Origin of the sequence: Alterinioella nitratireducens (assembly GCF_013155465.1) — a bacterium.
Lineage (GTDB): Bacteria > Pseudomonadota > Alphaproteobacteria > Rhodobacterales > Rhodobacteraceae > Alterinioella > Alterinioella nitratireducens.
In genome coordinates, this window is record NZ_JABJVX010000006.1 from 167,899 (window position 1) to 188,758 (window position 20,860).

Genomic DNA, 20,860 nt, shown 5'->3' on the forward strand with positions numbered 1-20,860 from the left:
GTCTCCTTTTCTCTTGCGGGGGAAAACGGCGCGCGGGCGGGATTTGTTCCGGGTCGCGCGCCGGCGCGGGGGAGATTTTGCTTGGTGACAGGCCGGTCGCGCGGCTAGGCTCGGGGCGTTAACACATTTTGAAGGATTGGATTCATGAGCAAGGAAGACCGGGATACCCCCGAAAACGCCCCCGCCCGCAAGGACCAGAGCGCCAAGGGCCCCGCCGCGCGGCAGGGCAGCATGGCCGACAAGGGCGGCAGCCCCACCGGACCCGCCCAGGGCGGCAAATCCGGCAGCAAGTAGACCTGACCACACACCAGCGCATCGGGGCGCGCGCCAGCCATGGTCGCGCGCCCCGATCCATGTCTGCCCGACCGCCATTGCCCGCCCCCGACCCGCCTGCTATGTCGCGCGCAAATGGAGGCTCACATGACCGATTACACCGTCAAGGACATTTCACTGGCCGACTATGGCCGCAAGGAACTGGACATCGCCGAGACCGAGATGCCGGGCCTCATGGCCCTGCGCGAGGAATACGGCGATCAGAAACCCCTCAAGGGCGCCCGCATCGTCGGTTCCCTGCACATGACGATCCAGACCGCCGTTCTGATCGAAACGCTGGTCGATCTCGGCGCCGATGTGCGGTGGGCGTCGTGCAACATCTTCTCGACCCAGGACCACGCGGCGGCGGCCATCGCCAGGGCCGGTATCCCCGTCTTCGCCATCAAGGGCCAGACGCTGGAGGAGCACTGGGATTACCTCGACAAATCCTTCCAGTTCGAGGACGGCGCCAACATGATCCTGGACGATGGCGGCGACGCGACCCTCTACGTCCTGCTCGGCGCCCGCATCGAGGCGGGCGAGGAATTCGGCGTCCCCACCTCGGAGGAGGAAGAGGTCATCCAGGCCCAGATCAGGAAACGCATGGCGGCCTCCCCCGGCTGGTTCACCCGCACCCGCGACGCGATCAAGGGCGTCTCCGAGGAGACCACCACCGGCGTCCACCGGCTTTATGATCTGCAAAAGAAAGGCACGCTCCCTTTCCCCGCGATCAACGTGAATGACTCCGTCACCAAATCCAAGTTCGACAACAAATATGGCTGCAAGGAATCGCTGGTGGATGGCATCCGCCGCGCCACCGACACGATGATGGCCGGCAAGGTCGCCGTGGTCTGCGGCTATGGCGATGTCGGCAAGGGCTCCGCCGCCTCGCTGCGCGGTGCCGGCGCCCGCGTCAAGGTCACCGAGGCCGACCCGATCTGCGCGCTGCAAGCGGCGATGGACGGCTTCGAGGTCGTGCTGCTGGAAGACGTGCTGTCGTCAGCGGACATCTTCATCACCACCACCGGCAACAAGGACGTGATCCGCATCGAGCATATGCGCCAGATGAAGGACATGGCCATCGTCGGCAATATCGGCCATTTTGACAACGAGATCCAGGTCGCCGCCCTCAAGAACCACAAATGGACCAATATCAAGGACCAGGTGGACATGATCGAGATGCCGTCGGGCAACCGCCTGATCCTGCTCTCCGAGGGGCGCCTCCTGAACCTCGGCAACGCCACCGGCCATCCCAGCTTCGTCATGTCCGCCAGCTTCACCAACCAGGTGCTGGCGCAGATGGAACTCTGGCAGCGCGGCGACCAGTACGAGAACCGCGTCTACATCCTGCCCAAGAAACTCGACGAGAAAGTCGCCCGCCTGCACCTGGCCAAGATCGGCGTCAAGCTGACCCAACTGGACCAGGCCCAGGCCGACTATATCGGCGTGCCGGTGGACGGGCCCTTCAAGCCGGAGCATTACCGGTATTGAGGGGGAGGATTGGGCCTGGTTGGAACGCTTTTGTACCCTAATCCTAAGAGGGAGTAGTTGAATCTTAACCCCACCCATGTTACATCACTTACAGACAGGAAACTGTCGGCGACCCGTCATGCCGCGTGCAGGACGAGCGTTGCGGTGACCCGAACCTCAAAAGGTTCGGTTGCAAGCCGCTCCTAAAAACCGCCTCATCGGGCGGTTTTTCTGATTTATAGCACCATGATACCAAAGTATTCGTGCAGTCCCTTCGCATTCTCTTCGCCCCTGTGAATCCACATACGTGAGTAAGCTACGGCATCGGCAAGTTGCAGCAGACGCGACGCAGCAGAATCAATCTGCACAACCGCGTCCACAGCCTTGAAGCGACCGTCATTGTCAGCAGCGTAACCGATAATCCTTTGGCACTCAGGGTCGCTGTTGTGGTGGTTGCGATCTAAAACAAGCTCGACGTTTCCGATTCCGCGTCCACCGATTTGGTGTAATTTACGAAACTGGCCAACTGCGACCTTGACAGTTTCGATGACGTTGTTCGCGTAGATTGCCGCCGGCGTACCCTGCGTGACGGTGCCGAGACGGTTCATCATGACGATACCTTGAGGTCTGTCAGTCTGCGAAAAGCGCGTCAGAAGGCTTTGCAGATACTCTTTGCTCAAGTTCGCTGCATGCAACTCATTTGCATTGGGTTCCAGCAGGTCACTCAGTGATTTGTCCGCTCTCCCGCAATCGCGCGCCCAAGCCATGACGCAACCAAGCGCGAATCCATCTTCGCCCGCAGTACCGCATTCGTCAATGAAGCAAAGGATACGCTTATTCTGTGCCGCCATCGCCTTGCCCTCTCTTCGTTCGGGCATTCGCGCGGGCGTTCGGTTTCTCCGTCAGTTTGCGGGCTGCCTGCCTTTCTTTGCGTTCCTCTTCAAAATCTAGCTCCATTTCCTTGAGTCTTTTAACTAACCCGTTGAGGTGGTACGTATTAGAACCGTAATCGCCGGCCGCTGTGACGCGCTGTTCACGCATGACAAGCCCACGCTCTTCCAGCGCCTTAATATTTATCCTCAGGGTTTGCTCGGTAATTCCAATCCGTCCAGCAAGTTCGCGCTTGGAAGGAAACGGTGGGCGTTCCGGATTTATCCAATAACTCAGAAGCTGAGCGATGATGTTGAGTTGAGTCGCATTGATACCCAACCGCTTTTGCCCTCGAAGTAAGATATTCGGAATCCCTGTATACCCATGCGACAAAACTTTCGCACCGAAGATGCGTTCAGTTGAAGACTTCGGCGGCGAAGGCTTTGGCGTTGTTCTGGTCTTGGGCGTGCTGGTCGTTGATTTAGCCATGTCGGGCCTCCTTGCCATATGATTTACGGAGGCTTGAGCATTGTCTCAATGGCTTGGCCGCGCCTTCGGGTGGTGACTTTTTCACCCCACCTGAATTATGGTATTCCGATGATCCGGGAGTCGCGATGCTCAGATCACGATGCTTAGCTGTAAGGAATCGCGCTATAGGTGGGATAGAAAATCTATCATACCCGTGGGATGGAATTTAAGTCAACGCGCTAGGCAAGATTTTTGTTTTATAGCCGCATTCGTGACGTTTCCAATGGTAGTGATCAGCCAAATTTTGGGCAATATCCGACCCCTTCCCTGTTTGTCAGCGAAGCTGGTTTCATTCTCGTCAAAAATCCTCCTGCAGCAAGCGTAGCACCCCCCCTCACCGCCGATCCCGCCTCCGCATCTCCTCCAACCTCGCCATCTTCCGGTCCGTATCCCCCCATTCTGGCCTCCGATGCGGCCCGTTCTCCTCCTGCTCCTTGAACTTGTCCAGGGTCTCGTCCCCCTGAAACAGCCCCATCAGCTTGGCATGCATGAACGCCCGCAGCACGTCATTCATGCGCGGCCCGTACCCTGTCCCCATCTTGCGGAAGAACGTCACCACGTCCGCGTCCACCCGGATCGTCACCCGCTTTTTCCTCGGCGAGGCCTCCTCCGCGATCCGCGCCCAGTCGCGCGGCACCCGCTCGTTGATCCAGATGCGGTGATGCATGTCGAACTCGACCCGCGACATGTGGTCGATCGGATAGTGGTGATGTTCCCGCTGCGCTTTCGTCAGCGGTTTGCCATCCATGTTCATGGCCCCGGTCTCCTGTCTGGAAATGTCTGCGGGGCCAGTCTGACGGCATTTTCCTAAAATCCCGTGAAAACGCATCCGGGGGTGTACGGGGGGTGCATCGGGGGGTGTACCGAAAGGCACCCCCCCCATTTCAGTCCTCGCGGCGCAGCGATGCGGCACCTGAAATCAGGCGGATGCCATAGACGCCGATCACCACATGCAGCACGATGCCACCAAGGAAGCGCAGCGGCGCGCGGCCCAGGGTCATGGGCAGGTCGGGGTTGTAGCCAAGACTGGTCAACCCATTCATATCGCCTGTGAAAAGCGCGATGAGCAGCATGTAGGCGGCCAGGAGGATCATCAGCCAGCCAAAGATCTTGTCGAGTGTCATGTTGGGCCTCGCAGGGGGTTGGGGGGCACAGAATGTGGGCGGAAAACGAGTCAGGTCGCATCTATGGGTCGTCCCGCCCCCCGCCCCGGTTCAATCCCTTCCCCTCGCCTGCGAAAAATGCAACGTTATCAGGTAGAAAGAGAAAGCCCTGCCATGACCCCCTGGATCACCGACGCCATCCGCAAGATCGAGGCCGATTTCCAGCGCTCGGCCGATACGCACTTGATAAAGCTGGATATTCCGGCACTTGCGGGCGTCGACCTTTACCTCAAGGATGAAAGCACACACCCCACCGGCAGTCTGAAGCACCGCCTCGGCAGATCCCTGTTCCTCTACGCGCTCTGCAACGGAAAACTCAGCGAAAACAAACCCATAATAGAAGCCTCCTCAGGTTCCACCGCCGTCTCCGAGGCCTATTTCGCGCGCATGATCGGCCTGCCCTTCATCGCCGTCATGCCCCGCAGCACCGCGCGCAGCAAGATAAGGCTGATCGAACATTACGGCGGCCAATGCCATTTCGTCGAAAGCGCCCCCCGGATGCATGACGAAGCGGTGCGCCTGGCCGCCGAAATGGGCGGCTATTTCATGGACCAGTTCGCCTTTGCAGAACGCGCAACCGATTGGCGCGGCAACAATAATATCGCCGAGAGCATCTTTACCCAGATGGCGCGCGAGGCCCATCCCGTCCCCCACACCATCGTGATGAGTGCAGGGACCGGCGGCACCTCGGCCACGCTCGGGCGTTACATATTCTATAAAGGTCATGAGACAGACTTGGTCGTTGTGGACCCGGAAAACTCGGTCTTCTACGACGCCTTTCGGACCGGCGACCGCAGCCTGACCGCCGAATGTTCCAGCATGATCGAAGGCATCGGGCGGCCCAAAGTGGAGCTGTCGTTCCAGCCCGACGTGATCACCGAGATGATGCAGGTGCCCGACCTGACCAGCGTCGCGACGATCCACTGGCTGCACAAGCTGACGGGACGCCGCGCGGGGCCGTCCACGGGCACCAACCTCTGGGGCGCGTTGCAGGTGGCCGGCGCGATGCGCGCGCGGGGTCAGACCGGTTCCATCGTGACGCTGCTTTGCGATGCGGGGGAACGCTATCTCGACACCTATCACGACCCGGCCTGGGTGGCCGAGTGCTTCGGCGATATCGCCCCCGTCATGGCCGAACTGGATGCGCGGTTCGGAGGGGCGGCGTGACCGCCCGGAAACCGGACAAACCCGTGAGCTTTTCACGCGCGCCCTTCCGGTTTGCGTCCATTCGTGATCAGCTTCGGGAAACCGCGAAGGGGGGACGAGATGAACGGTGCGGAAAGCCTTGTGAAGACCATGCTGGCCAGCGGGGTTGAGACCTGCTTCGCCAATCCCGGCACCTCCGAGATGCATTTCGTCGCGGCGCTGGATGACCACCCCGAGATGCGCTGCGTGCTGTGCCTGTTCGAGGGCGGCACCTCCGGCGCGGCGGATGGCTATTTCCGCATGGCGCGCAAACCGGCGGCGACGATGCTGCACCTGGCACCGGGCTTCGGCAACGCCTTCTCGAACCTGCATAATGCGCGCAAGGCGGGCAGTGCCGTGGTCAACGTCATGGGCGAACATGCGACCTATCACCTGAAATATGAAAGCCCCCTCAAGGGCGATACGGACGGGATTTCGCAGGCGATCTCGCATTGGACCCGGACCAGCGAGACCGCCCTGGATGTGGCGGGTGACGGGGCCGCCGCGATCCGCGCGGCGCGGATGAAGAACGGCCAGATCGCCACCCTGATCCTGCCCGCCAACACCGCCTGGGGCGACGGCGCAGAGCCGGTCGAGGCCGCTGCGCCGCCCCCGCTTCTGCGTCCGTCCGATGACCTGCTGGATGCCGCGGCCGAGGCCCTGCGCCAGCCCGATTCCGCCTTGTTGGTCGGGGGTCTGGCCCTGTTCGGGCCGGGGCGGGATCTTGCCTCGCGCGTCGCTGCCGGGGCGGGGTGTCGCCTGCTGGCCCCGCTTCATGCGGCCCGTCTGGATCGCGGCGCGGGCAGCCTGCCGATCGAGCAACTGGTCTATGTGATCGAGGCCAATCAGAAGATCCTCGCGGGTCTCAAGCACCTTGTCACCTGCGGCACCGGCGCGCCGGTCAACTTCTTCGCCTATCCCGGCAAGGGCTCGGTCCCGACCCCGCCGGACTGCCATATCCTCGACCTCTGCGACGGCACGATGGATGTGGAATACGCATTGTCGGAACTGGCCAAGCGCCTGAACGCGCCGGATAATCCGCCCGCCCCTGTCCCGCTGGACCTGCCCGAGATGCCGGAGCCGGACGCAGACCTCACGCCCGAGACCGCCGCAGCCGTCATCGCCCGCCACATCCCCGAGAACGCCATCCTGGTCAACGAATCCGTCACCGCGGGCGCACCGTTGGCCGGGGCCACCTATGCCGCGCGCCGGCATGACTGGCTGCCCACGATGGGGGGCGCCATCGGTCAGGGCCTGCCCGCCGCCGTGGGGGCCGCCGTCGCCTGCCCTGACCGCAAGGTCATCGCGCTCAGCGGCGACGGATCGGCCATGTACACGTTGCAATCGCTCTGGACCATGGCGCGCGAGAGGCTGGACGTGACCGTGGTGATCTACGCCAATCGCGGCTACCAGATCCTGCATGGCGAGCTGAAAAACCTCGGGGTCACGCGGGTCGGGCGCAATGCCCACGCGATGTTCGATGTCGAGGATCCGCTGCTGGATTGGGTCTCCATGGCGCGCGGCCACGGCGTCCCCGCCTCGAAGGTCACGACGCCGGGGGAGCTGTCCACCGCATTGCAGACCGGCCTCGACACGGCAGGCCCCTATCTGATCGAGGTCACGCTGTAGCGCGTGTCGAAAGGCGGAATTTGACGGCTACGTGTCGGATTACGAAGATCAGCACAGTGCAAGCATCCGGCTGTCCGGAGAGGATCCGGGCTACTTCGCCGATTACAAGATCCGCGACCTGAAACGCCTTGCACAGACCTGGGGCATGACCGCGCCCGCGATCCTGGATTTCGGCAGCGGCATGGGCAATTCGCTGCCCGCGTTCCGCAAGTATTTCCCCGACAGGCCGACCGTCTCCTCCGATGTGTCGGAGAAGAGCCTGGCGGAAGCGCAGGTTCGTTACGGCGCGCAGGAGGCGCAACTGCTGATCTCCGCCACCGAGATCCCGGCCCCTAGCGACAGTTTCGACATTACTTTCACCGCCTGCGTGTTCCACCGCATCCCGGAGGACGAGCATCTTCACTGGCTGCGCGAACTTCGCCGCGTCACCCGCCCCGGTGGCCGCCTGGTGATCTTCGAGCACAACCCGCTGAACCCCCTGACGCAGCATGCGGTGCGCAACTGCCCCTTTGACGAAAACGCCGTTCTGATCCGCGCGGGAGAGATGCGCCGACGGCTGCGCAAGGCGGGCTGGACGGCCCCCCGCACCGAGTATCACGTGTTCTTCCCCCGCGCGCTGGCCCGGTTGCGCCCGCTTGAGGCGCGCCTGCGCTGGTGCCCCGCAGGCGCGCAATATGCCTGCTTTGCGACGGCCTGACGCATGGCCATGACGCAGCAAAACACCCTCCTGAGCCTGTCCGTGCAGGTCTGGCGCTACGTGGTGGTCGGGCTGATCAATACCGGGCTCGGACTGGCGGTCATCCTCGCGCTGCATCTCGGCGCCGGGGTCGATCTGGTCCTGTCCAACGCGGCGGGCTACGGGCTTGGCTGGCTGGTGGCCTACGGGCTCAACCGGTCATGGACCTTTGGCCATCGCGGACGCATCGACCGGACCCTGCCCGTCTTCCTGGTCCTGGTCCTGGTCGCCTTCGTGGCGAATATCCTGATCATTTCCATCCTTCAGACGCTGAACACCCCCTACCTTTTCGCACAGATCGCCGGAACGCTGTTCTACAGCGTCGCCGTTTTCCTCGGAGCCAGACATGTCGTTTTCATACACCGCATTTGACCTGCCGCACCCTCCCGAAAGCATGCAGCGCGACACACCCAGGCTGTCGATCGTGGTGCCCTGCTATAACGAGGAAACCACGTTGCCCGCGCTTTTTGGTCGGCTGGAGCAACTCAACACCGATCTCCTGGCGGCAAAGCTGATCGCGCAGCCCTTCGAGCTGATCCTGGTCGATGATGGCTCCGCCGATGGCACTTGGGCCGCGATCCAGAATGTCGGCGCCCGTTTCGCCGTCACCGGGGTCAAGCTGTCGCGCAATCACGGCCACCAGAAGGCGCTGTTTGCCGGGCTGATGCAGGCCAAGGCCGATGTCGTGGTCAGCATGGATGCCGATTTGCAGGATGACCCGGACGCCATCGCCCCGATGATCGAGGCTTACATGCGCGGGGCCGAGGTGGTCTATGGCGTGCGCGGATGCCGCGAGACCGATACCTGGTTCAAGCGCCGCTCGGCGCGGGCCTATTACGCGACGCTCCGCAGGCTCGGGGTCGATCTGATCCCCGATCACGCCGATTTCCGGTTGATGAGCCGCCGCGCGCTCAAGGCGCTGTCGCAATTCGGCGAAACCAACCTGTTCCTGCGCGGCATGGTGCGCGAGCTCGGCTTCCAAAGCGAGATCGTCACCTACAGCCGCAGCGCCCGCGTCGCCGGGGAAAGCAAGTATACGCTGCGCAAGATGCTGGCCCTCGGCATGGAAGGCATCACCTCCTTTTCGGTTCAGCCGCTGCGGATGATCGTGATGTTCGGTTTCGCGGTGGCCGCCCTCGCCTTCCTGTTCAGCCTTATGGCCGTCGTGGCCTGGGCCGGTGGACGGGTGGTGCCGGGCTGGACCTCGGTGGTGTTGCCGCTCAGCCTGCTTGGCGGCGCGCATCTCATCGCGCTTGGCGTGATCGGCGAATATGTCGGCAAGATCTACGAGGAAACCAAGCGGCGGCCACGCTTCATCGTCGACACCGTCACCAGCAAGCACGCGGGACATGACACCATCGTCGCACCGCAACCCATCGAACTGGTCCGCGCCGGATGACCACGGTCGACTGCCTTGAAGACGGGCGCAGCCGTGACCTGAGCCGGTGGATGCCGCTCCTGGCATTCACCTTCGGGGTGCTGTTCACGGCGCTGCCGCTGCTGCTCCACCCCTATCTGCCACTGGTCGACCTGCCGAACCACATCGCACGGCTGCATATCGCCGAGACCGGCAATGAAGGCCCCCTGTCGCGTTACTACCTCTACACCGCGTCCCTTGTTCCGAACGCGGCCATCGACCTGCTCTGGCGCGGTTTCGGATACCCCTTGGACGCCGTTCGTTTCGCCAACCTGGTGATGGTCACCTATGCGGTGAACCTGATCCTGTCCTCGATGGTCCTGGCGCGGGTGGTCCACGGGCGCTGGACCGTCTGGTCGGCCGCATCCGCGCTCCTGGTCTTCAATGCACCGTTCTTCTGGGGCTTCCAGAATTTCGTTTGGGCACTGCCGTTCTGCCTCTATGGCTTCGCCTTGTGGCTTGTCATCCAGGACCGGCCCATCTGGTTGCGTATCGCGATCTTCCTGCCGCTCGCGGCAATCCTCTACCTGATGCATTTCTTCGCCTTCGGCTTTCTCGCGATCCTGGTCCTGGGGCGCGAAATCCAGGTGATCCGGCAGAGACCCGCGAACGCGCGGTTCCTGGTGCTGCGACTCTTCGGGCTGATGCTGCCCTTCGTCCTGCCGGTGCTCTGGCTTGCGATCACGCTGCACGGGGCGGGGCCCTCGCCTGCAGGCAGCCGCACCGAATTCGGCACGCTCCTCAACCGGCTCTGGATGTTCGCCTCGCCGCTGCATTCCCCGAGCACAGGCGATGCACCCGCGCTGTGGTTTCTTGCGATGCTTGGCCTCGCCCTCCTGGCGCTGGTGTTCTCGCGGCTGTTCTCCGTGCGCGGGCCGCAGCTTGTTCTTGCACCGCAACTGCGCGGCGCAACCTTGGCACTTGCGCTTGCCATGCTGGTCGCCCCAAGCTGGCTGAACGGGGTGGCGCTGGTCGATATTCGCGCCCCTGTCCTCCTTTCCGTGCTGCTGATCGCGGGCACGACATGGCACGCGCTCGCCCCGCGCCACGCCGTTCTCCTGGCCGCAGCACTGGTCTTGCTGATCGGCGCGCGAGGTGTCGCCTTCGAGCGCTTCGCGGCACGGTATGAAAGTGACGTGCAGGATATGCTGACCGCGACCGAAACCCTGCCCGCCGGGGCACGCCTGCTGCCGGTTCGCGGACCCGGACTGCAATTCGATCTTCGGCTGGCCCATCTTCAGGGCCTGCTTGTGGACCAGCGCGATGTCTTCGTGCCGACCCTGTTCCAGGGCGTTCATGCCATGCGGGTGCGGCCGGAATGGATCAGTTCCACCCATCCCGCGCTGTTTGCGATCGACATCAGGATTGTGCTGGACCAGGGCTCCGCCCGCGTTGTCCCGGAATTCGCCCGCGATTGGGAGCGGAAGTTCACCCATGTCCTGCTGATGGACCCTGTCGAGATACCGGACGATCCAAGGCTGGAGCGGATCGCGTCAACCGGACGCTTCACGCTGTTCAGGATTGCAGCCGGCCTGCATGACTACTGAGCGGACAGGTCAGCCCTGACAGGGGACACGCCAAACGCCATTTCACGCGGTCACCTGCCGTGATCGTGACATCCGGGCTTGCGAGATTGACATGAGAAGCGTGGTGCCGCTGAAGGGACTCGAACCCCCGACCCCATCATTACGAATGACGTGCTCTACCAGCTGAGCTACAGCGGCACGCTTCTTAATCTGCGCGGGCTCTTAGCAAGCCTGCGGGCGCAATGGTAGCCCTAATTTGCCGCTGGCGCGGATGGGCGGTCGTCTTCCTCGGTTTCCGCCTCGGGCGCGGGTGCATCCGCCTCGGTGGCGGCCTCGTCATCCTTCTCTTCAGGGTCGATCACCACGATCTCGGCCTCTTCGGCATCCGACTGCGGACGCTCCAGCGCGCCGACGATCAGCGGCAGCATCGGGGCCGTGGCGGCCAGCGCGGCGTTGCTTTGCGGGGCCTCGATCCAGGCCAGCGTGTCGAAGCGGTCGCAATGCTCGCAGACCGGGTGCCAATCGGCATGGACATGGCCGCAGGCCTCGCAGGTCCATTGCGGCCCGCGCGAGGCGGTGACGGCCTTGGCCAGCCACGCCCGGACGTGATGATCCTCGGCCCCCTGGCCGCGTTCGATGGCCGCCATGATGGTCAGCGAACGCGCGGTCGGCGCGGTTTCCGCCAGATCGCCAAGGGCTGCGCGGGCGGCCGCGTAATCCTCGGCGGCGATATTCAGCTCGGCCTTGAGCAGCTTCACCTCCGGGTCGTCGGGATGCTTGGAGAAGAGGACGCGGAAGCGTTTCAGCCGCTCCTCGGGCGACTCGGTCGGCTCGATCTCGGCGAAGGCGGCGGCAAGGTCGGGATGCGGGGCCTTGTCCCAGGCCTTGCGAATGACCTTGGTGGCCACGCGCGGCTTGCCCTCCTCGATCGCCATGCGCGCGGCCATGACGGCGGCGGGCACCAGGTCGGGCGAGAGGCGGTTGGCCTCGGTTGCGTCCTTACGCGCCTCCTCGATCTGCCCCGCGGCCAGTGCATCGCGGGCATGGGCCAGCGCCAGGACCGCATCGCGGCGCTTGTGCACGTCGCGCGGCAGAGATCCTGATTTCAGCTTGGCGGCCAGCGTGGCGCGGGCGCCGGTCCAGTTCTCGGACCCGGCTTGCAGCTGCAAGAGCGTATCCTGAACCTCGCCATGTTGCGGGCGCAGGACAAAGGCCTTTTCGGCCAGGGCCAAGGCGGTTTCGGTATCCCCGACTTCCAGCTTCTGGCGCATCAGCCCGCGAATACCGACAAAGCGCGTGGCGTCCCGTTGCACCAGCGCCTTGTAGGTCTCGGTCGCCTTGGCGCGGTCGCCGGCCATTTCGGCGGCTTGGGCCACCAGCAGGTTGGTCAGCTCGGGGCGGTTCAGGTAGCCCTCGGCCCGTTCGGCCTTGCGGATGGCCAGCCGCCCCTCGCCCGAGGCCAGCGCCAGCATCCCGTCGGCGAAAGCCTCGTAACCCTTGCGCTCGGACCGGCGGTCCCAATAGCGCGACAGGGCGGTTTCATCGCCGTTGAGGAAACGGAAGGTCGCCACCAGCAGGCCCGCGACCCGCAGCACGATCCATACCGCCAGCAACAGCAGAAGCGCTGCGATGGCGGCCGAGAGCGGCGTCAGCGCAAATTCGCGCCCGAACATGGTGACCAGCACCAGTTGGTCGGTCTCCATCAGGAAGCTGACGCCGAAGGTGATCGCCACGACAAGCAGCACGAAGATCAGGATTTTCAGAACGGACCAGAGCATCATCGGACGGCCCCCTTAATTCGACGCATCGAGCGCGGCGGCAAATTCCGCCATCGCGTCGGTTGCGGACAGGCGGGCATTGGCATCCTCGACCCAAGGCGCCATGACCGCCTGCGCGGCGGAGGGCAGGTTGTCCAGTTCCCGCAATGCGGAGCTTATGTCACCGGCCTGCACGTCAGCCTCGGCGCGCGACAGGATCGCGTCCGGGTCATCGCCCTCGCGCGGCTCAAGCGAGCGGCCCCCGACCTGGCTTTGCAGGAAGGCGGTGACGCGGTTCATCGCACCCTCGCCCGAGGTTTCGCGGATGGCAATGGGCAGCGCCTCGCGGGCCAGCGCCGGGAAGGATGTCTGCAACTCCCGCAAGGTCGGCACGCCGGTCTCGGCGGCAGCGGTCAGCGCTTCGGGCGGCTCCACGCCCGCGCCTTCGGCCACGTCGGCCAGCGCCCTGGCAAAGGGCGCGCCGGTGGCGACGGCGATCTGCAACTGGCCGAATGCGGCCTGCGCGGTGGCCCCGCCCACGCGGGCCTCGGCGCGCGCCTCGGCGGCGGCGATGCGTTCCTCGGCGGCGGCGGCGACGCTTTGCAACTCCTCGGTCAGGCTCGCATTCGCGGCTTGCTGCGCGGCCAGTGCCTCGGCCTCCGCCTGCATCTGCGCGCGCAATTGCGCCACGGCGGCGTTGATCGCGGCAGTGTTGTCCGCGCCCTCCTCGCCCAAAGGCAGGGTTTCCAGGTAGGCAACCCGGTCGGTGAGGCCCTGGATCGCCTCGCCATTTGAGGCCACGCTGGCGGCAACCTCGTCGATGCGGGCGGTCAGCGGGGTCAGATCGACGGCCTCGGCGGGCTCGGGCATCTCACCGATCTGCGCCTCGACGGCGGCGGTGCGCTCGGTCAGGGCCGCGATGCTGCTGCTCTGGTTCTCCAACTGGGTGGAAACCTCGGCCAGCGGCGTGTCGATATCGACGCTGGGGGCCTGATCGGCCATGTAATAGGCCACGCCATAGCCAATGGCGCCTGCGACAATCCCGCCCAGGACCAGCGGCACGAAGCCGGGGCCGCGTCTTTCGATGACCTGGGGAGCGGGGTCCGGTGTCTCGAGCTGCGGCGGCTCTTGCGTGCCGGGGGGCGTGTCCGCGGGGGCGGGGGCATCGACTTGTTCGGGCTCGGATTGCTCAGGCTCGGGGGGGCTTTCGACACTCTCCGCCTCTTCGACATCGGGCGTGTCCGCCGTCGCGTTGCTGGTCGCGGCGGTTGCGGCTTCGTCTTCGGCAGGTGTTGTCGTCTTCTTGGCCACCACAGGCTCCCTTCCCCGATAATCCAATGCGCGGGCAGGCGGAAAGTTCCGCCCCTCGGCCCGAGTCAAGAATCAAACTGACATGGCAGGCAAGGCAGGGCTAGGGGCAAAGTTGTCTCGCCACGGCGATCAGCATGGCGGCGGCGTCGGGCCTGTCGCTGATCGTGCCATGAGGGCGCAGCGCCTCGGGCAGGGCCGCGCGGGTGGCTTCGCTGATACAGGGCAGGACGGTGTTGCGCATGTCTGGGGCGGCGCGGGCAAGCAAGCGGGCGCTGCGGGGCGAGAAGACGGGCGCGACGACCCGGCGGGGGCCTGTCAAAGCGTCCCGTGCCTCGTCACTCAGCCGCAGGTCGCGCTGTTCATAGACGACATGGCCGCTGGCCCGCAGCCCTGCCGCGCGCAATTGCCCCGACAGATCACCGGTGACGTGACGCCCATGCAGGTGAAGGAGCGGCCCTTTCTCGGGTGCGCGCAGGATCAGGGCGCGCAGATCGTCGACCGCCCCATCCGCCGAGACCGCCTCCAGCCCCGCCGCGCTTGCCGCCTCGGCGGTCCGGTCTCCGACGCAATAGGCGGTGAGGCCCCGGCGCCCGCCCTGGGCGGCATAGGAGAACGCACCGTTTTCCGAGGTGAAGATCAGCGCGGCATCCTCTGGAATGACCGGCAAGGGGCCGACCTCGGCGATCTCCTGCAACGGGGCGAGCAAGATCTCCACCCCCTCCCCCAACTCCGTCCGGCAGGCCGCCGCAAAGCGTTCACCAGCCGGGCGCGGGCGGGTCAGCAGGATCAGGGGCGCGGCATTGTCAGTCATGGGGCCGAGTGCTACCTGCAAAGCAGATTTTCCGCAACGAGGGGCCGCATGTCTGATCCCGTCACCATCCTGGGCATCGAGAGCAGCTGCGACGATACGGCGGCGGCTGTGCTGCGGGCGGGGGGCGAACCGGCGCTCCTGTCCTCGGTCGTCAGCAGTCAGACCGACCTGCACGCCGCGTTCGGCGGCGTGGTCCCCGAGATCGCGGCCCGCGCCCATGCCGAGAAGCTGGACCTGATGGTAGAGCAGGCGGTGGCCGAGGCAGGCATCGGATTGCGCGACCTGGACGTCATCGCGGTGACGGCGGGGCCAGGGCTGATCGGCGGGGTTCTTTCGGGTGTCATGTGCGCCAAGGGACTGGCGATGGGGCTTGGTCTGCCGCTCCTTGGCGTGAACCATCTGGCGGGCCATGCGCTGACGCCGCGCCTGACCGATGGGGTGGCGTTTCCCTACCTGATGCTTCTGGTCTCGGGCGGGCATTGCCAGTTCCTGCGCGTGGACGGGGCCGAGGATTTCACCCGGCTCGGCGGCACCATCGACGATGCGCCGGGCGAGGCCTTCGACAAGGTCGCGCGGCTTCTGGGTCTGGCGCAACCGGGCGGGCCATCGGTGGAGCGGGCGGCGAAGGACGGCGATCCTGCGCGGTTTGCCCTGCCCCGTCCGCTCTTGGATCGACCCGGTTGCGACATGTCCTTTTCCGGCCTCAAGACGGCCGTTCTGCGCCTGCGTGACAGGCTGGTGGCCGATCAGGGCGGGCTTCACGCAGGGGACGTCGCCGATATCTGCGCCGGGTTCCAGGCCGCGATGCGCGACGTGCTGGCCGAGAAATCGCGCCGCGCGCTGGCCGGACAATCGGACCTGACGGGCTTTGCCGTCGCGGGCGGGGTGGCGGCGAACCAGACCCTGCGCGCAGCCTTGCAGGAGGTGGCCACCCCCCTGCCCTTCATCGCGCCGCCCATGGCGCTCTGCACCGATAACGCGGCGATGATTGCCTGGGCGGGGTGGGAGGCCTATCGTGCCGGACATCGCGACGGCATGGACCTGATGGCGCGTCCGCGCTGGCCGCTGGATACCGCCTCGGCCCCGCTGCTCGGGTCCGGCAGGAAAGGGGCCAAGGCATGATCGACATCGCAGGCGCAGGCGCGTTCGGCACGGCGCTCGCCATCGCATTGGCGCGCGGCGGGGCAGAGGTGACGCTTTGGGCGCGGGCCGGGGCGGAAGGGATGCAAGACGCGCGCGAGAATGCCAAGCGCCTGGCCGGACATCGGTTTCCCGACGCGTTGCGGGTAACGGGCGACCTGTCCGACCTGACGTCGGATATCCTCTTGGTGGCGATCCCGACGCAGAAGCTGGACGGGTTCCTTGACGGGTTGCCCGCGCGAAGCGGCACCGTGCTTTCCTGCGCCAAGGGCATCCACAAGGCGACCGGGCTCAGCCCCTCGGCGCTGATCGCTGCCCATGCCGAAGGCGTCACGACAGGGGCGCTGACGGGCCCGAGCTTCGCCGCCGACATCGCCGCCGGATTGCCGACCGCCCTGACGCTGGCCTGCGCCGATGATGCGCTTGGTGCGCAGCTTCAGGATCGTCTCTCCACCCCCGTCCTGCGCCTTTACCGCACGACGGACGTGGTCGGCGCGGAACTGGGCGGGGCATTGAAGAACGTCATCGCCATTGCCGCCGGGGCCGTGATGGGCGCGGGGCTTGGCGAAAGCGCGCGGGCTGCCCTGATGGCTCGCGGCTTCGCCGAGATGCGTCGCGTTGCCCGCGACCGGGGGGCGCGGGACGAGACCCTCGCGGGCCTCTCGGGCTTCGGCGACCTCGTGCTGACCTGCACGTCGGAAAAGTCGCGCAATTACCGCTTCGGTCAGGCGCTTGGCGCGGGGAAAACCCCTGATGCCGCAATGACCGTCGAAGGCACCGCCACGGCGCAGGAGATCTCGGCCCATCCCGACCTGGACACCCCCATCGCCACCGCCGTCGCCGCCTTGTCAGGGGGACAAGCCAGCGTGCAGGATGTGATGGCCGAATTGCTGAACCGCCCCCTGAAACAGGAGTGACCCCCCATGCGCTACGCCATGATCTGCACCGACAAACCCGGCCACCTGGAGGTCCGCAAGGCCAATCGCGACGCCCATGTCGCCTATCTCAGGGACACGGGCGCCGAGATGGCGGGGCCGTTCCTGGACGCAGGCGGCGAGATGTGCGGCTCGCTTGTCGTGATTGATGTCGAGACCCGGCAGGAGGCCGAGACCTGGGCCGCGAATGACCCCTACGCCAAGGCGGGGCTGTTCGCCGATGTGCGGATCGAGGCGTGGAACAAGGTGATCTGACGATGAAATACTGGCTGTTCAAATCGGAACCCTCCACCTGGTCCTGGGACGATCAGGTCGCCAAGGGCGACGCGGGCGAGGAATGGGACGGGGTGCGCAACTACCAGGCGCGCAACTTCATGCGCGAGATGGAGGTGGGCGACCGGGGCTTCTTCTACCACTCGCAGAAGGAAAAGGCCGTCGTCGGCGTGGTCGAGGTGATCGCCGAGGCGCACCCGGACAGCACCACGGATGACGAAAGATGGGAATGCGTGGACATCAAGGCCATTGGGCCGTTCGCAACGCCCGTCGATCTCGACACGATCAAGGCCGACCCGCGCCTGTCCGAGATGGTGCTGGTCAGGAACTCCCGCCTGTCGGTGCAGCCCGTGCGCGCGGAGGAATGGCGCATCATCTGCGATCTCGGCGGATTTTCCGCTTAGGGCTGTGCGCGCGCCAAGGCGCTGATCCGGATGGATGTCGGATCGAGGCCGCCCCCAAAAAACAAGGAGGGTTCCGACCCCCCGGAACCCTCCTTTCACCCACGCGCATCACCTCGCTCCGCACGTGTTCTATGAGGGTCCACCATACTGGCCGGACAAGGAGGAGATTAGCCGGACGCGGGCGGTCTCCGCAACTGAATTGCGCCTCGCCTTTTAGGCAAAACCTTCGCACCGGGCGATGCGGCCCATCGACGGGCCGCAGATGCGCTCGGTCGACCGAGCGCATCGCCCCGCCTTCAGGTCGCGTTACATAGGCATCCGCGCTTCGATCATGCCGGAATACCAGCTTGAGCCGAAGGGGATCGCCTCGTCGTCGAAATTGTAGGCCGGGTGGTGGCACATCGCGGTGTCGCCATTGCCCAGGAAGATATAGGCGCCGGGGCGTTCCTCCAGCATGAAGCTGAAATCCTCGGCGGGCATGATCGGGTCGGTCTCGTCATCGACATGGGCCGAGATCGACCGTGCCACTTCCACGGCGTAGCCCGTGTTTTCGGGCCAGTTCACGGTGACGGGGTAGCCTTCGGTCCATGTCACCTCGACGCTCGCGCCATGCGCCGTGGCAGTGCCTTCCGCGATCTCGCGAATGCGGCGTTCCGCGATCGTCCGGTATTCCGGGTCCAGCGTGCGCACCGTGCCCTCCATCCGGGCCGTGTGCGCGATGACGTTGCTGGCATCGCTGTCGGTCCTGAAGGTGCCGACGGTGACCACCACGGATCTCAGCGGATTCACGGTCCGCGACACGATGGATTGCAGGGACAGCAGGATCTGCGCCGCGACCAGCGTGGTGTCGACCGCCTGGTGCGGGGCTGCGGCGTGTCCGCCCTTGCCGGTCACGACGATCTCGAACTCATCGGCCGAGGCCAGGAGCGGACCGGGACGGATCGCGAAATGGCCCACGGGCGTGCCCGGCATGTTGTGCATCCCGTAGACCTCCTGGATGCCGAAGCGGTCCATCAACCCGTCCTTGCACATCTCGCGCCCGCCGCCGCCGCCTTCTTCCGCCGGTTGGAAGATCACCACGGCAGTGCCGTTGAAGGCGCGTGTCTCGCACAGGTATTTCGCCGCGCCAAGCAGCATCGCGGTGTGCCCGTCATGGCCGCAGGCATGCATGGCACCCGGCGTCTGGCTGGCATAATCCACGCCCGTCGCTTCATGAATCGGTAGCGCGTCCATGTCGGCGCGCAGCCCCACGACCTTGCCGCTTTCGGTGCGATGGCCCTTGATCACGCCGACAACACCGGTGCGCCCGATGCCCTCGACCACGTCATCGCAGCCGAAGCCGCGCAGCAGATCGGCCACCCTGGCCGCCGTCCGGTGGACCTCGAACAGCAATTCGGGATGGGTATGGAAATCCCGTCGCCATTCGGTGATCTCGGGGTGCAGCTCGGCGTAGCGGTTCCTGATCGGCATTGGTCCGTCTCCTCTGTTGGCCAGACAGAAGCAGCAAAAAGGCCCGTGCGCAATGACGGGCCTTCTTTGATACCGATCCGCAGGCCGGTGTCAGCCGTAGACGGCTTCCTTGCCGAAATGCTTGGTCAGCATGTAATAGACCACGGCGCGATACTTGTTGCGCTCGGACTTGCCATAGGTGTCGATGACCGAGGCAATCGCGGCATCCAGCTGCGGGCCGTCGGCAAGGCCCAGTTTCTTGATCAGGAAGTTGTTCTTCACCGTCTCAAGCTCTTCCTTCTGCGAGCCTGCCACGGTCGAGGCATCCGCATTGTAGATCGCCGGTCCGCAACCGATCGTCACTTTCGTCAGCAGGTCCATATCGGGTGTCATCCCGCATTTGGTCCGCAAATCCTCTGCATACATGGCGATCAGATCGTCGCGTTTGCCCATCTCTTCTCTCCCTTTTTGGCTGAATGGCCGTCATGGCCCACACGTCCCCGGCGCAATACAACCCAAGCGAGACGCATCTGGAAAGGGGCAATCGCGGATTTTTCCGCTTCGGGGCAGGAAGGCGACAGGTTTCGCACCGGAAACGGCCCGGATCGGTGGATGACGCAGCGACAGGATTGGCTTGACCTCGGCGACAGAGGAAAAGCGGTCGCGAGGGGGAATCGGATCAATGAGCAGGAAGGCATGACCCGGCAGTGATCCGCGAGGGTGTCGTCACCCCCCTGACCGCCTGATCCGCGCTCACGCCAGCGCCGCCATCACCCCGCGCAGCTCCGCCAAGCCGCGCAAACGGCCCACCAGCGGATAGCCCGGCATCATCGGGCGTTCCAGATCGGACAGCAGCGCCTGCCCGTGATCGGGCCGCATCGGGATCTGCGCATCGGTGCGGCCCTGGCTCTTGCGGCGCGCCTCTTCGGCCATCAGGGCGCGGATGGTGGCGACCATGTCGGTATCGCCCTCCAGATGCGGGGATTCGTGGAAACTGTGCCGCGCGCCATCCGACGCACCGTCGCGCTTCGTGTTGCGAAGGTGGACGAAATGGATGCGGGGGCCGAGCGCCTCGACGAAGGCCACGGGGTCGAACTCCGGTGCCACGCCAAGCGACCCGGTGCAGAGCGTCGCGCCATTGGCGGGGCTGTCCACCGCCCCCAACACCTGCCTGTAATCGTCGAGCGACGACATCACGCGGGGCAGGCCGAGCAGCGGGAAGGGGGGATCGTCGGGGTGACAACAGAGGCGAATGCCGACCTCCTCGGCGACCGGCACGACCTCGGACAGGAAGTCGATCAGGTTTGCGCGCAGCCTGTCGGCGTCGATATCCGCATAGGCGCCAAGCTGGTCGCGCACATCCTCCAGCGTCCAGCGCTCATTCGCACCGGGCAGACCGGCCACGACATTGCTTGCAAGCGCCATGCGTTCCGCATCGTCCATATCGGCATGACGCGCGGCGGCCTCCTCGACCAGCGCGGCGGAGTAATCCTGCCCGGCCCCGTCGCGGGCCAGCAGGAAACAGTCGAACAGCGCGAAATCGACCAGGTCGAAACGCATCGCGTGGCCGCCCGGCGGTTGCTGTGCGGTCAGGTCGGTGCGGGTCCAGTCCAGCACCGGCATGAAGTTGTAGCAGACCGTTTCGATGCCGCAGGCGGCCAGCGTGCGCAGGCTCTGCCGGTAGCTGTCCAGATGCGCGCGCCAGGGGCCGCTCTGCGTCTTGATCGCCTCCGAGACAGGCAGGCTTTCCACCACGTCCCAGGTCAGGCCGCCCGCCTCGATCAAATCCTGCCGGGCGCGGATTTCCTCGATCTGCCAAAGCGCGCCCGAGGGGATGTGATGCAGGGCCGAGACGATGCCTTCGGCCCCCGTCTGCCGGATCTCGGAAAGCCGGATTTCATCCGCCGGACCGAACCATCGCCATGTCTGCCGCATCCCCCGCCC

Annotated in this window: 22 protein-coding genes and 1 tRNA gene; 12 read left to right on the plus strand and 11 right to left on the minus strand. The window is 65.1% G+C overall.

What is annotated here, in order from left to right; translation table 11 throughout:
• Positions 1–144 precede the first annotated feature (144 nt).
• Both HNS34_RS11930 and ahcY read left to right on the plus strand, forming a co-directional pair.
• Positions 145–294, plus strand: a complete 150-nt coding sequence (locus HNS34_RS11930; protein ID WP_172320300.1) for a hypothetical protein — start codon at positions 145–147, stop codon at positions 292–294.
• Between the two features lie 126 nt (positions 295–420).
• Complete coding sequence (gene ahcY / locus HNS34_RS11935; RefSeq protein WP_172320301.1) at positions 421–1,803, plus strand: adenosylhomocysteinase; 1,383 nt, start codon at positions 421–423, stop codon at positions 1,801–1,803.
• 215 nt (positions 1,804–2,018) lie between these two features.
• On the opposite strand, the gene HNS34_RS11940 is transcribed toward ahcY, so the two are convergent.
• The 4 genes from HNS34_RS11940 to HNS34_RS11955 form a co-directional block, all read right to left on the minus strand.
• Positions 2,019–2,633 carry a DUF3800 domain-containing protein gene (locus tag HNS34_RS11940; RefSeq protein ID WP_172320302.1) on the minus strand — a complete coding sequence of 205 codons (615 nt, stop codon included), beginning with the start codon at positions 2,631–2,633 and terminating at the stop codon, positions 2,019–2,021.
• Entirely contained in the window at positions 2,617–3,141 is a 525-nt protein-coding gene (locus tag HNS34_RS11945) for a helix-turn-helix domain-containing protein (RefSeq protein WP_172320303.1), read from the minus strand. The genes HNS34_RS11940 and HNS34_RS11945 overlap by 17 nt, the downstream gene beginning before the upstream one ends.
• Positions 3,142–3,514: 373 nt before the next feature.
• The gene (locus HNS34_RS11950; protein ID WP_172320304.1) at positions 3,515–3,928 is read right to left on the minus strand and encodes a BrnA antitoxin family protein; all 414 of its coding nucleotides are present in this window, start codon (positions 3,926–3,928) and stop codon (positions 3,515–3,517) included.
• 136 nt (positions 3,929–4,064) lie between these two features.
• A complete protein-coding gene (locus HNS34_RS11955) occupies positions 4,065–4,304 on the minus strand; it encodes a hypothetical protein (RefSeq protein WP_172320305.1) in 240 nt (79 codons plus the stop codon).
• A 153-nt stretch (positions 4,305–4,457) separates the two neighbouring features.
• On the opposite strand from HNS34_RS11955, the gene HNS34_RS11960 reads away from it, so the two are divergent.
• The 6 genes from HNS34_RS11960 to HNS34_RS11985 all read left to right on the plus strand — a co-directional run bounded on the left by HNS34_RS11960 (position 4,458) and on the right by HNS34_RS11985 (position 10,857).
• Entirely contained in the window at positions 4,458–5,510 is a 1,053-nt protein-coding gene (locus HNS34_RS11960; protein WP_172320306.1) for a PLP-dependent cysteine synthase family protein, read from the plus strand.
• A gap of 99 nt (positions 5,511–5,609) precedes the next feature.
• A complete protein-coding gene (locus tag HNS34_RS11965) occupies positions 5,610–7,157 on the plus strand; it encodes an acetolactate synthase large subunit (protein WP_172320307.1) in 1,548 nt (515 codons plus the stop codon).
• 31 nt (positions 7,158–7,188) lie between these two features.
• Positions 7,189–7,854, plus strand: coding sequence for a class I SAM-dependent methyltransferase (locus HNS34_RS11970; RefSeq protein WP_172320308.1), 666 nt, complete (start codon positions 7,189–7,191; stop codon positions 7,852–7,854).
• Positions 7,855–7,863: 9 nt separating this feature from the next.
• Positions 7,864–8,265: a GtrA family protein gene (locus HNS34_RS11975; protein WP_172320309.1), complete on the plus strand. Its 402-nt coding sequence runs from the start codon at positions 7,864–7,866 to the stop codon at positions 8,263–8,265.
• Positions 8,266–8,287: 22 nt separating this feature from the next.
• A complete protein-coding gene (locus HNS34_RS11980; protein ID WP_172320310.1) occupies positions 8,288–9,292 on the plus strand; it encodes a glycosyltransferase family 2 protein in 1,005 nt (334 codons plus the stop codon).
• Positions 9,289–10,857, plus strand: a complete 1,569-nt coding sequence (locus HNS34_RS11985; RefSeq protein WP_172320311.1) for a hypothetical protein — start codon at positions 9,289–9,291, stop codon at positions 10,855–10,857. The genes HNS34_RS11980 and HNS34_RS11985 overlap by 4 nt, the downstream gene beginning before the upstream one ends.
• Positions 10,858–10,958: 101 nt before the next feature.
• Here HNS34_RS11985 and HNS34_RS11990 read toward each other — a convergent pair.
• The 4 genes from HNS34_RS11990 to HNS34_RS12005 form a co-directional block, all read right to left on the minus strand.
• Positions 10,959–11,034 (minus strand) — tRNA-Thr (locus tag HNS34_RS11990).
• 53 nt (positions 11,035–11,087) lie between these two features.
• The gene (locus tag HNS34_RS11995) at positions 11,088–12,614 is read right to left on the minus strand and encodes a heme biosynthesis protein HemY (protein ID WP_172320386.1); all 1,527 of its coding nucleotides are present in this window, start codon (positions 12,612–12,614) and stop codon (positions 11,088–11,090) included.
• 15 nt (positions 12,615–12,629) lie between these two features.
• Complete coding sequence (locus tag HNS34_RS21015; RefSeq protein ID WP_172320312.1) at positions 12,630–13,904, minus strand: COG4223 family protein; 1,275 nt, start codon at positions 13,902–13,904, stop codon at positions 12,630–12,632.
• A 100-nt stretch (positions 13,905–14,004) separates the two neighbouring features.
• The gene (locus tag HNS34_RS12005) at positions 14,005–14,715 is read right to left on the minus strand and encodes a uroporphyrinogen-III synthase (RefSeq protein WP_214647472.1); all 711 of its coding nucleotides are present in this window, start codon (positions 14,713–14,715) and stop codon (positions 14,005–14,007) included.
• Between the two features lie 48 nt (positions 14,716–14,763).
• On the opposite strand from HNS34_RS12005, the gene tsaD reads away from it, so the two are divergent.
• From tsaD to HNS34_RS12025, 4 genes are read left to right on the plus strand one after another with little or no spacing between them, the layout of a single operon-like run.
• A complete protein-coding gene (tsaD, locus tag HNS34_RS12010) occupies positions 14,764–15,837 on the plus strand; it encodes a tRNA (adenosine(37)-N6)-threonylcarbamoyltransferase complex transferase subunit TsaD (protein WP_172320313.1) in 1,074 nt (357 codons plus the stop codon).
• Positions 15,834–16,772, plus strand: coding sequence for an NAD(P)H-dependent glycerol-3-phosphate dehydrogenase (locus HNS34_RS12015; RefSeq protein ID WP_172320314.1), 939 nt, complete (start codon positions 15,834–15,836; stop codon positions 16,770–16,772). The genes tsaD and HNS34_RS12015 overlap by 4 nt, the downstream gene beginning before the upstream one ends.
• A 6-nt stretch (positions 16,773–16,778) precedes the next feature.
• Positions 16,779–17,045 carry a YciI family protein gene (locus tag HNS34_RS12020; RefSeq protein ID WP_172320315.1) on the plus strand — a complete coding sequence of 89 codons (267 nt, stop codon included), beginning with the start codon at positions 16,779–16,781 and terminating at the stop codon, positions 17,043–17,045.
• 2 nt (positions 17,046–17,047) lie between these two features.
• Positions 17,048–17,467 (plus strand): EVE domain-containing protein, encoded by a 420-nt coding sequence (locus HNS34_RS12025; protein WP_172320316.1) that lies wholly within the window; start codon positions 17,048–17,050, stop codon positions 17,465–17,467.
• Positions 17,468–17,773: 306 nt separating this feature from the next.
• Here the strand turns inward: HNS34_RS12025 and HNS34_RS12030 are convergent, their stop codons facing one another.
• From HNS34_RS12030 to uxuA, 3 genes are all read right to left on the minus strand, one after another.
• Complete coding sequence (locus HNS34_RS12030; protein ID WP_172320317.1) at positions 17,774–18,937, minus strand: M20 aminoacylase family protein; 1,164 nt, start codon at positions 18,935–18,937, stop codon at positions 17,774–17,776.
• A 90-nt stretch (positions 18,938–19,027) separates the two neighbouring features.
• Positions 19,028–19,369, minus strand: coding sequence for a DUF2853 family protein (locus tag HNS34_RS12035; RefSeq protein WP_172320318.1), 342 nt, complete (start codon positions 19,367–19,369; stop codon positions 19,028–19,030).
• 300 nt (positions 19,370–19,669) lie between these two features.
• The gene (gene uxuA / locus HNS34_RS12040; protein ID WP_172320319.1) at positions 19,670–20,851 is read right to left on the minus strand and encodes a mannonate dehydratase; all 1,182 of its coding nucleotides are present in this window, start codon (positions 20,849–20,851) and stop codon (positions 19,670–19,672) included.
• Positions 20,852–20,860 lie beyond the last annotated feature (9 nt).

Coding starts and splice junctions, on each gene's coding strand:
- HNS34_RS11960 (WP_172320306.1), top strand. CDS start 4,458: ATGACCCCCTGGATCACCGACGCCATCCGCAAGATCGAGGCCGATTTC.
- HNS34_RS12020 (WP_172320315.1), top strand. CDS start 16,779: ATGCGCTACGCCATGATCTGCACCGACAAACCCGGCCACCTGGAGGTC.
- HNS34_RS11975 (WP_172320309.1), top strand. CDS start 7,864: ATGACGCAGCAAAACACCCTCCTGAGCCTGTCCGTGCAGGTCTGGCGC.
- uxuA (WP_172320319.1), bottom strand. CDS start 20,851: ATGCGGCAGACATGGCGATGGTTCGGTCCGGCGGATGAAATCCGGCTT.
- HNS34_RS11980 (WP_172320310.1), top strand. CDS start 8,288: ATGCAGCGCGACACACCCAGGCTGTCGATCGTGGTGCCCTGCTATAAC.
- HNS34_RS11965 (WP_172320307.1), top strand. CDS start 5,610: ATGAACGGTGCGGAAAGCCTTGTGAAGACCATGCTGGCCAGCGGGGTT.
- HNS34_RS11930 (WP_172320300.1), top strand. CDS start 145: ATGAGCAAGGAAGACCGGGATACCCCCGAAAACGCCCCCGCCCGCAAG.
- HNS34_RS11955 (WP_172320305.1), bottom strand. CDS start 4,304: ATGACACTCGACAAGATCTTTGGCTGGCTGATGATCCTCCTGGCCGCC.
- HNS34_RS11985 (WP_172320311.1), top strand. CDS start 9,289: ATGACCACGGTCGACTGCCTTGAAGACGGGCGCAGCCGTGACCTGAGC.
- HNS34_RS11945 (WP_172320303.1), bottom strand. CDS start 3,141: ATGGCTAAATCAACGACCAGCACGCCCAAGACCAGAACAACGCCAAAG.
- HNS34_RS12015 (WP_172320314.1), top strand. CDS start 15,834: ATGATCGACATCGCAGGCGCAGGCGCGTTCGGCACGGCGCTCGCCATC.
- HNS34_RS12005 (WP_214647472.1), bottom strand. CDS start 14,715: ATGACTGACAATGCCGCGCCCCTGATCCTGCTGACCCGCCCGCGCCCG.
- HNS34_RS12025 (WP_172320316.1), top strand. CDS start 17,048: ATGAAATACTGGCTGTTCAAATCGGAACCCTCCACCTGGTCCTGGGAC.
- HNS34_RS11950 (WP_172320304.1), bottom strand. CDS start 3,928: ATGGATGGCAAACCGCTGACGAAAGCGCAGCGGGAACATCACCACTAT.
- ahcY (WP_172320301.1), top strand. CDS start 421: ATGACCGATTACACCGTCAAGGACATTTCACTGGCCGACTATGGCCGC.
- HNS34_RS11995 (WP_172320386.1), bottom strand. CDS start 12,614: ATGCTCTGGTCCGTTCTGAAAATCCTGATCTTCGTGCTGCTTGTCGTG.
- tsaD (WP_172320313.1), top strand. CDS start 14,764: ATGTCTGATCCCGTCACCATCCTGGGCATCGAGAGCAGCTGCGACGAT.
- HNS34_RS12035 (WP_172320318.1), bottom strand. CDS start 19,369: ATGGGCAAACGCGACGATCTGATCGCCATGTATGCAGAGGATTTGCGG.
- HNS34_RS11940 (WP_172320302.1), bottom strand. CDS start 2,633: ATGGCGGCACAGAATAAGCGTATCCTTTGCTTCATTGACGAATGCGGT.
- HNS34_RS12030 (WP_172320317.1), bottom strand. CDS start 18,937: ATGCCGATCAGGAACCGCTACGCCGAGCTGCACCCCGAGATCACCGAA.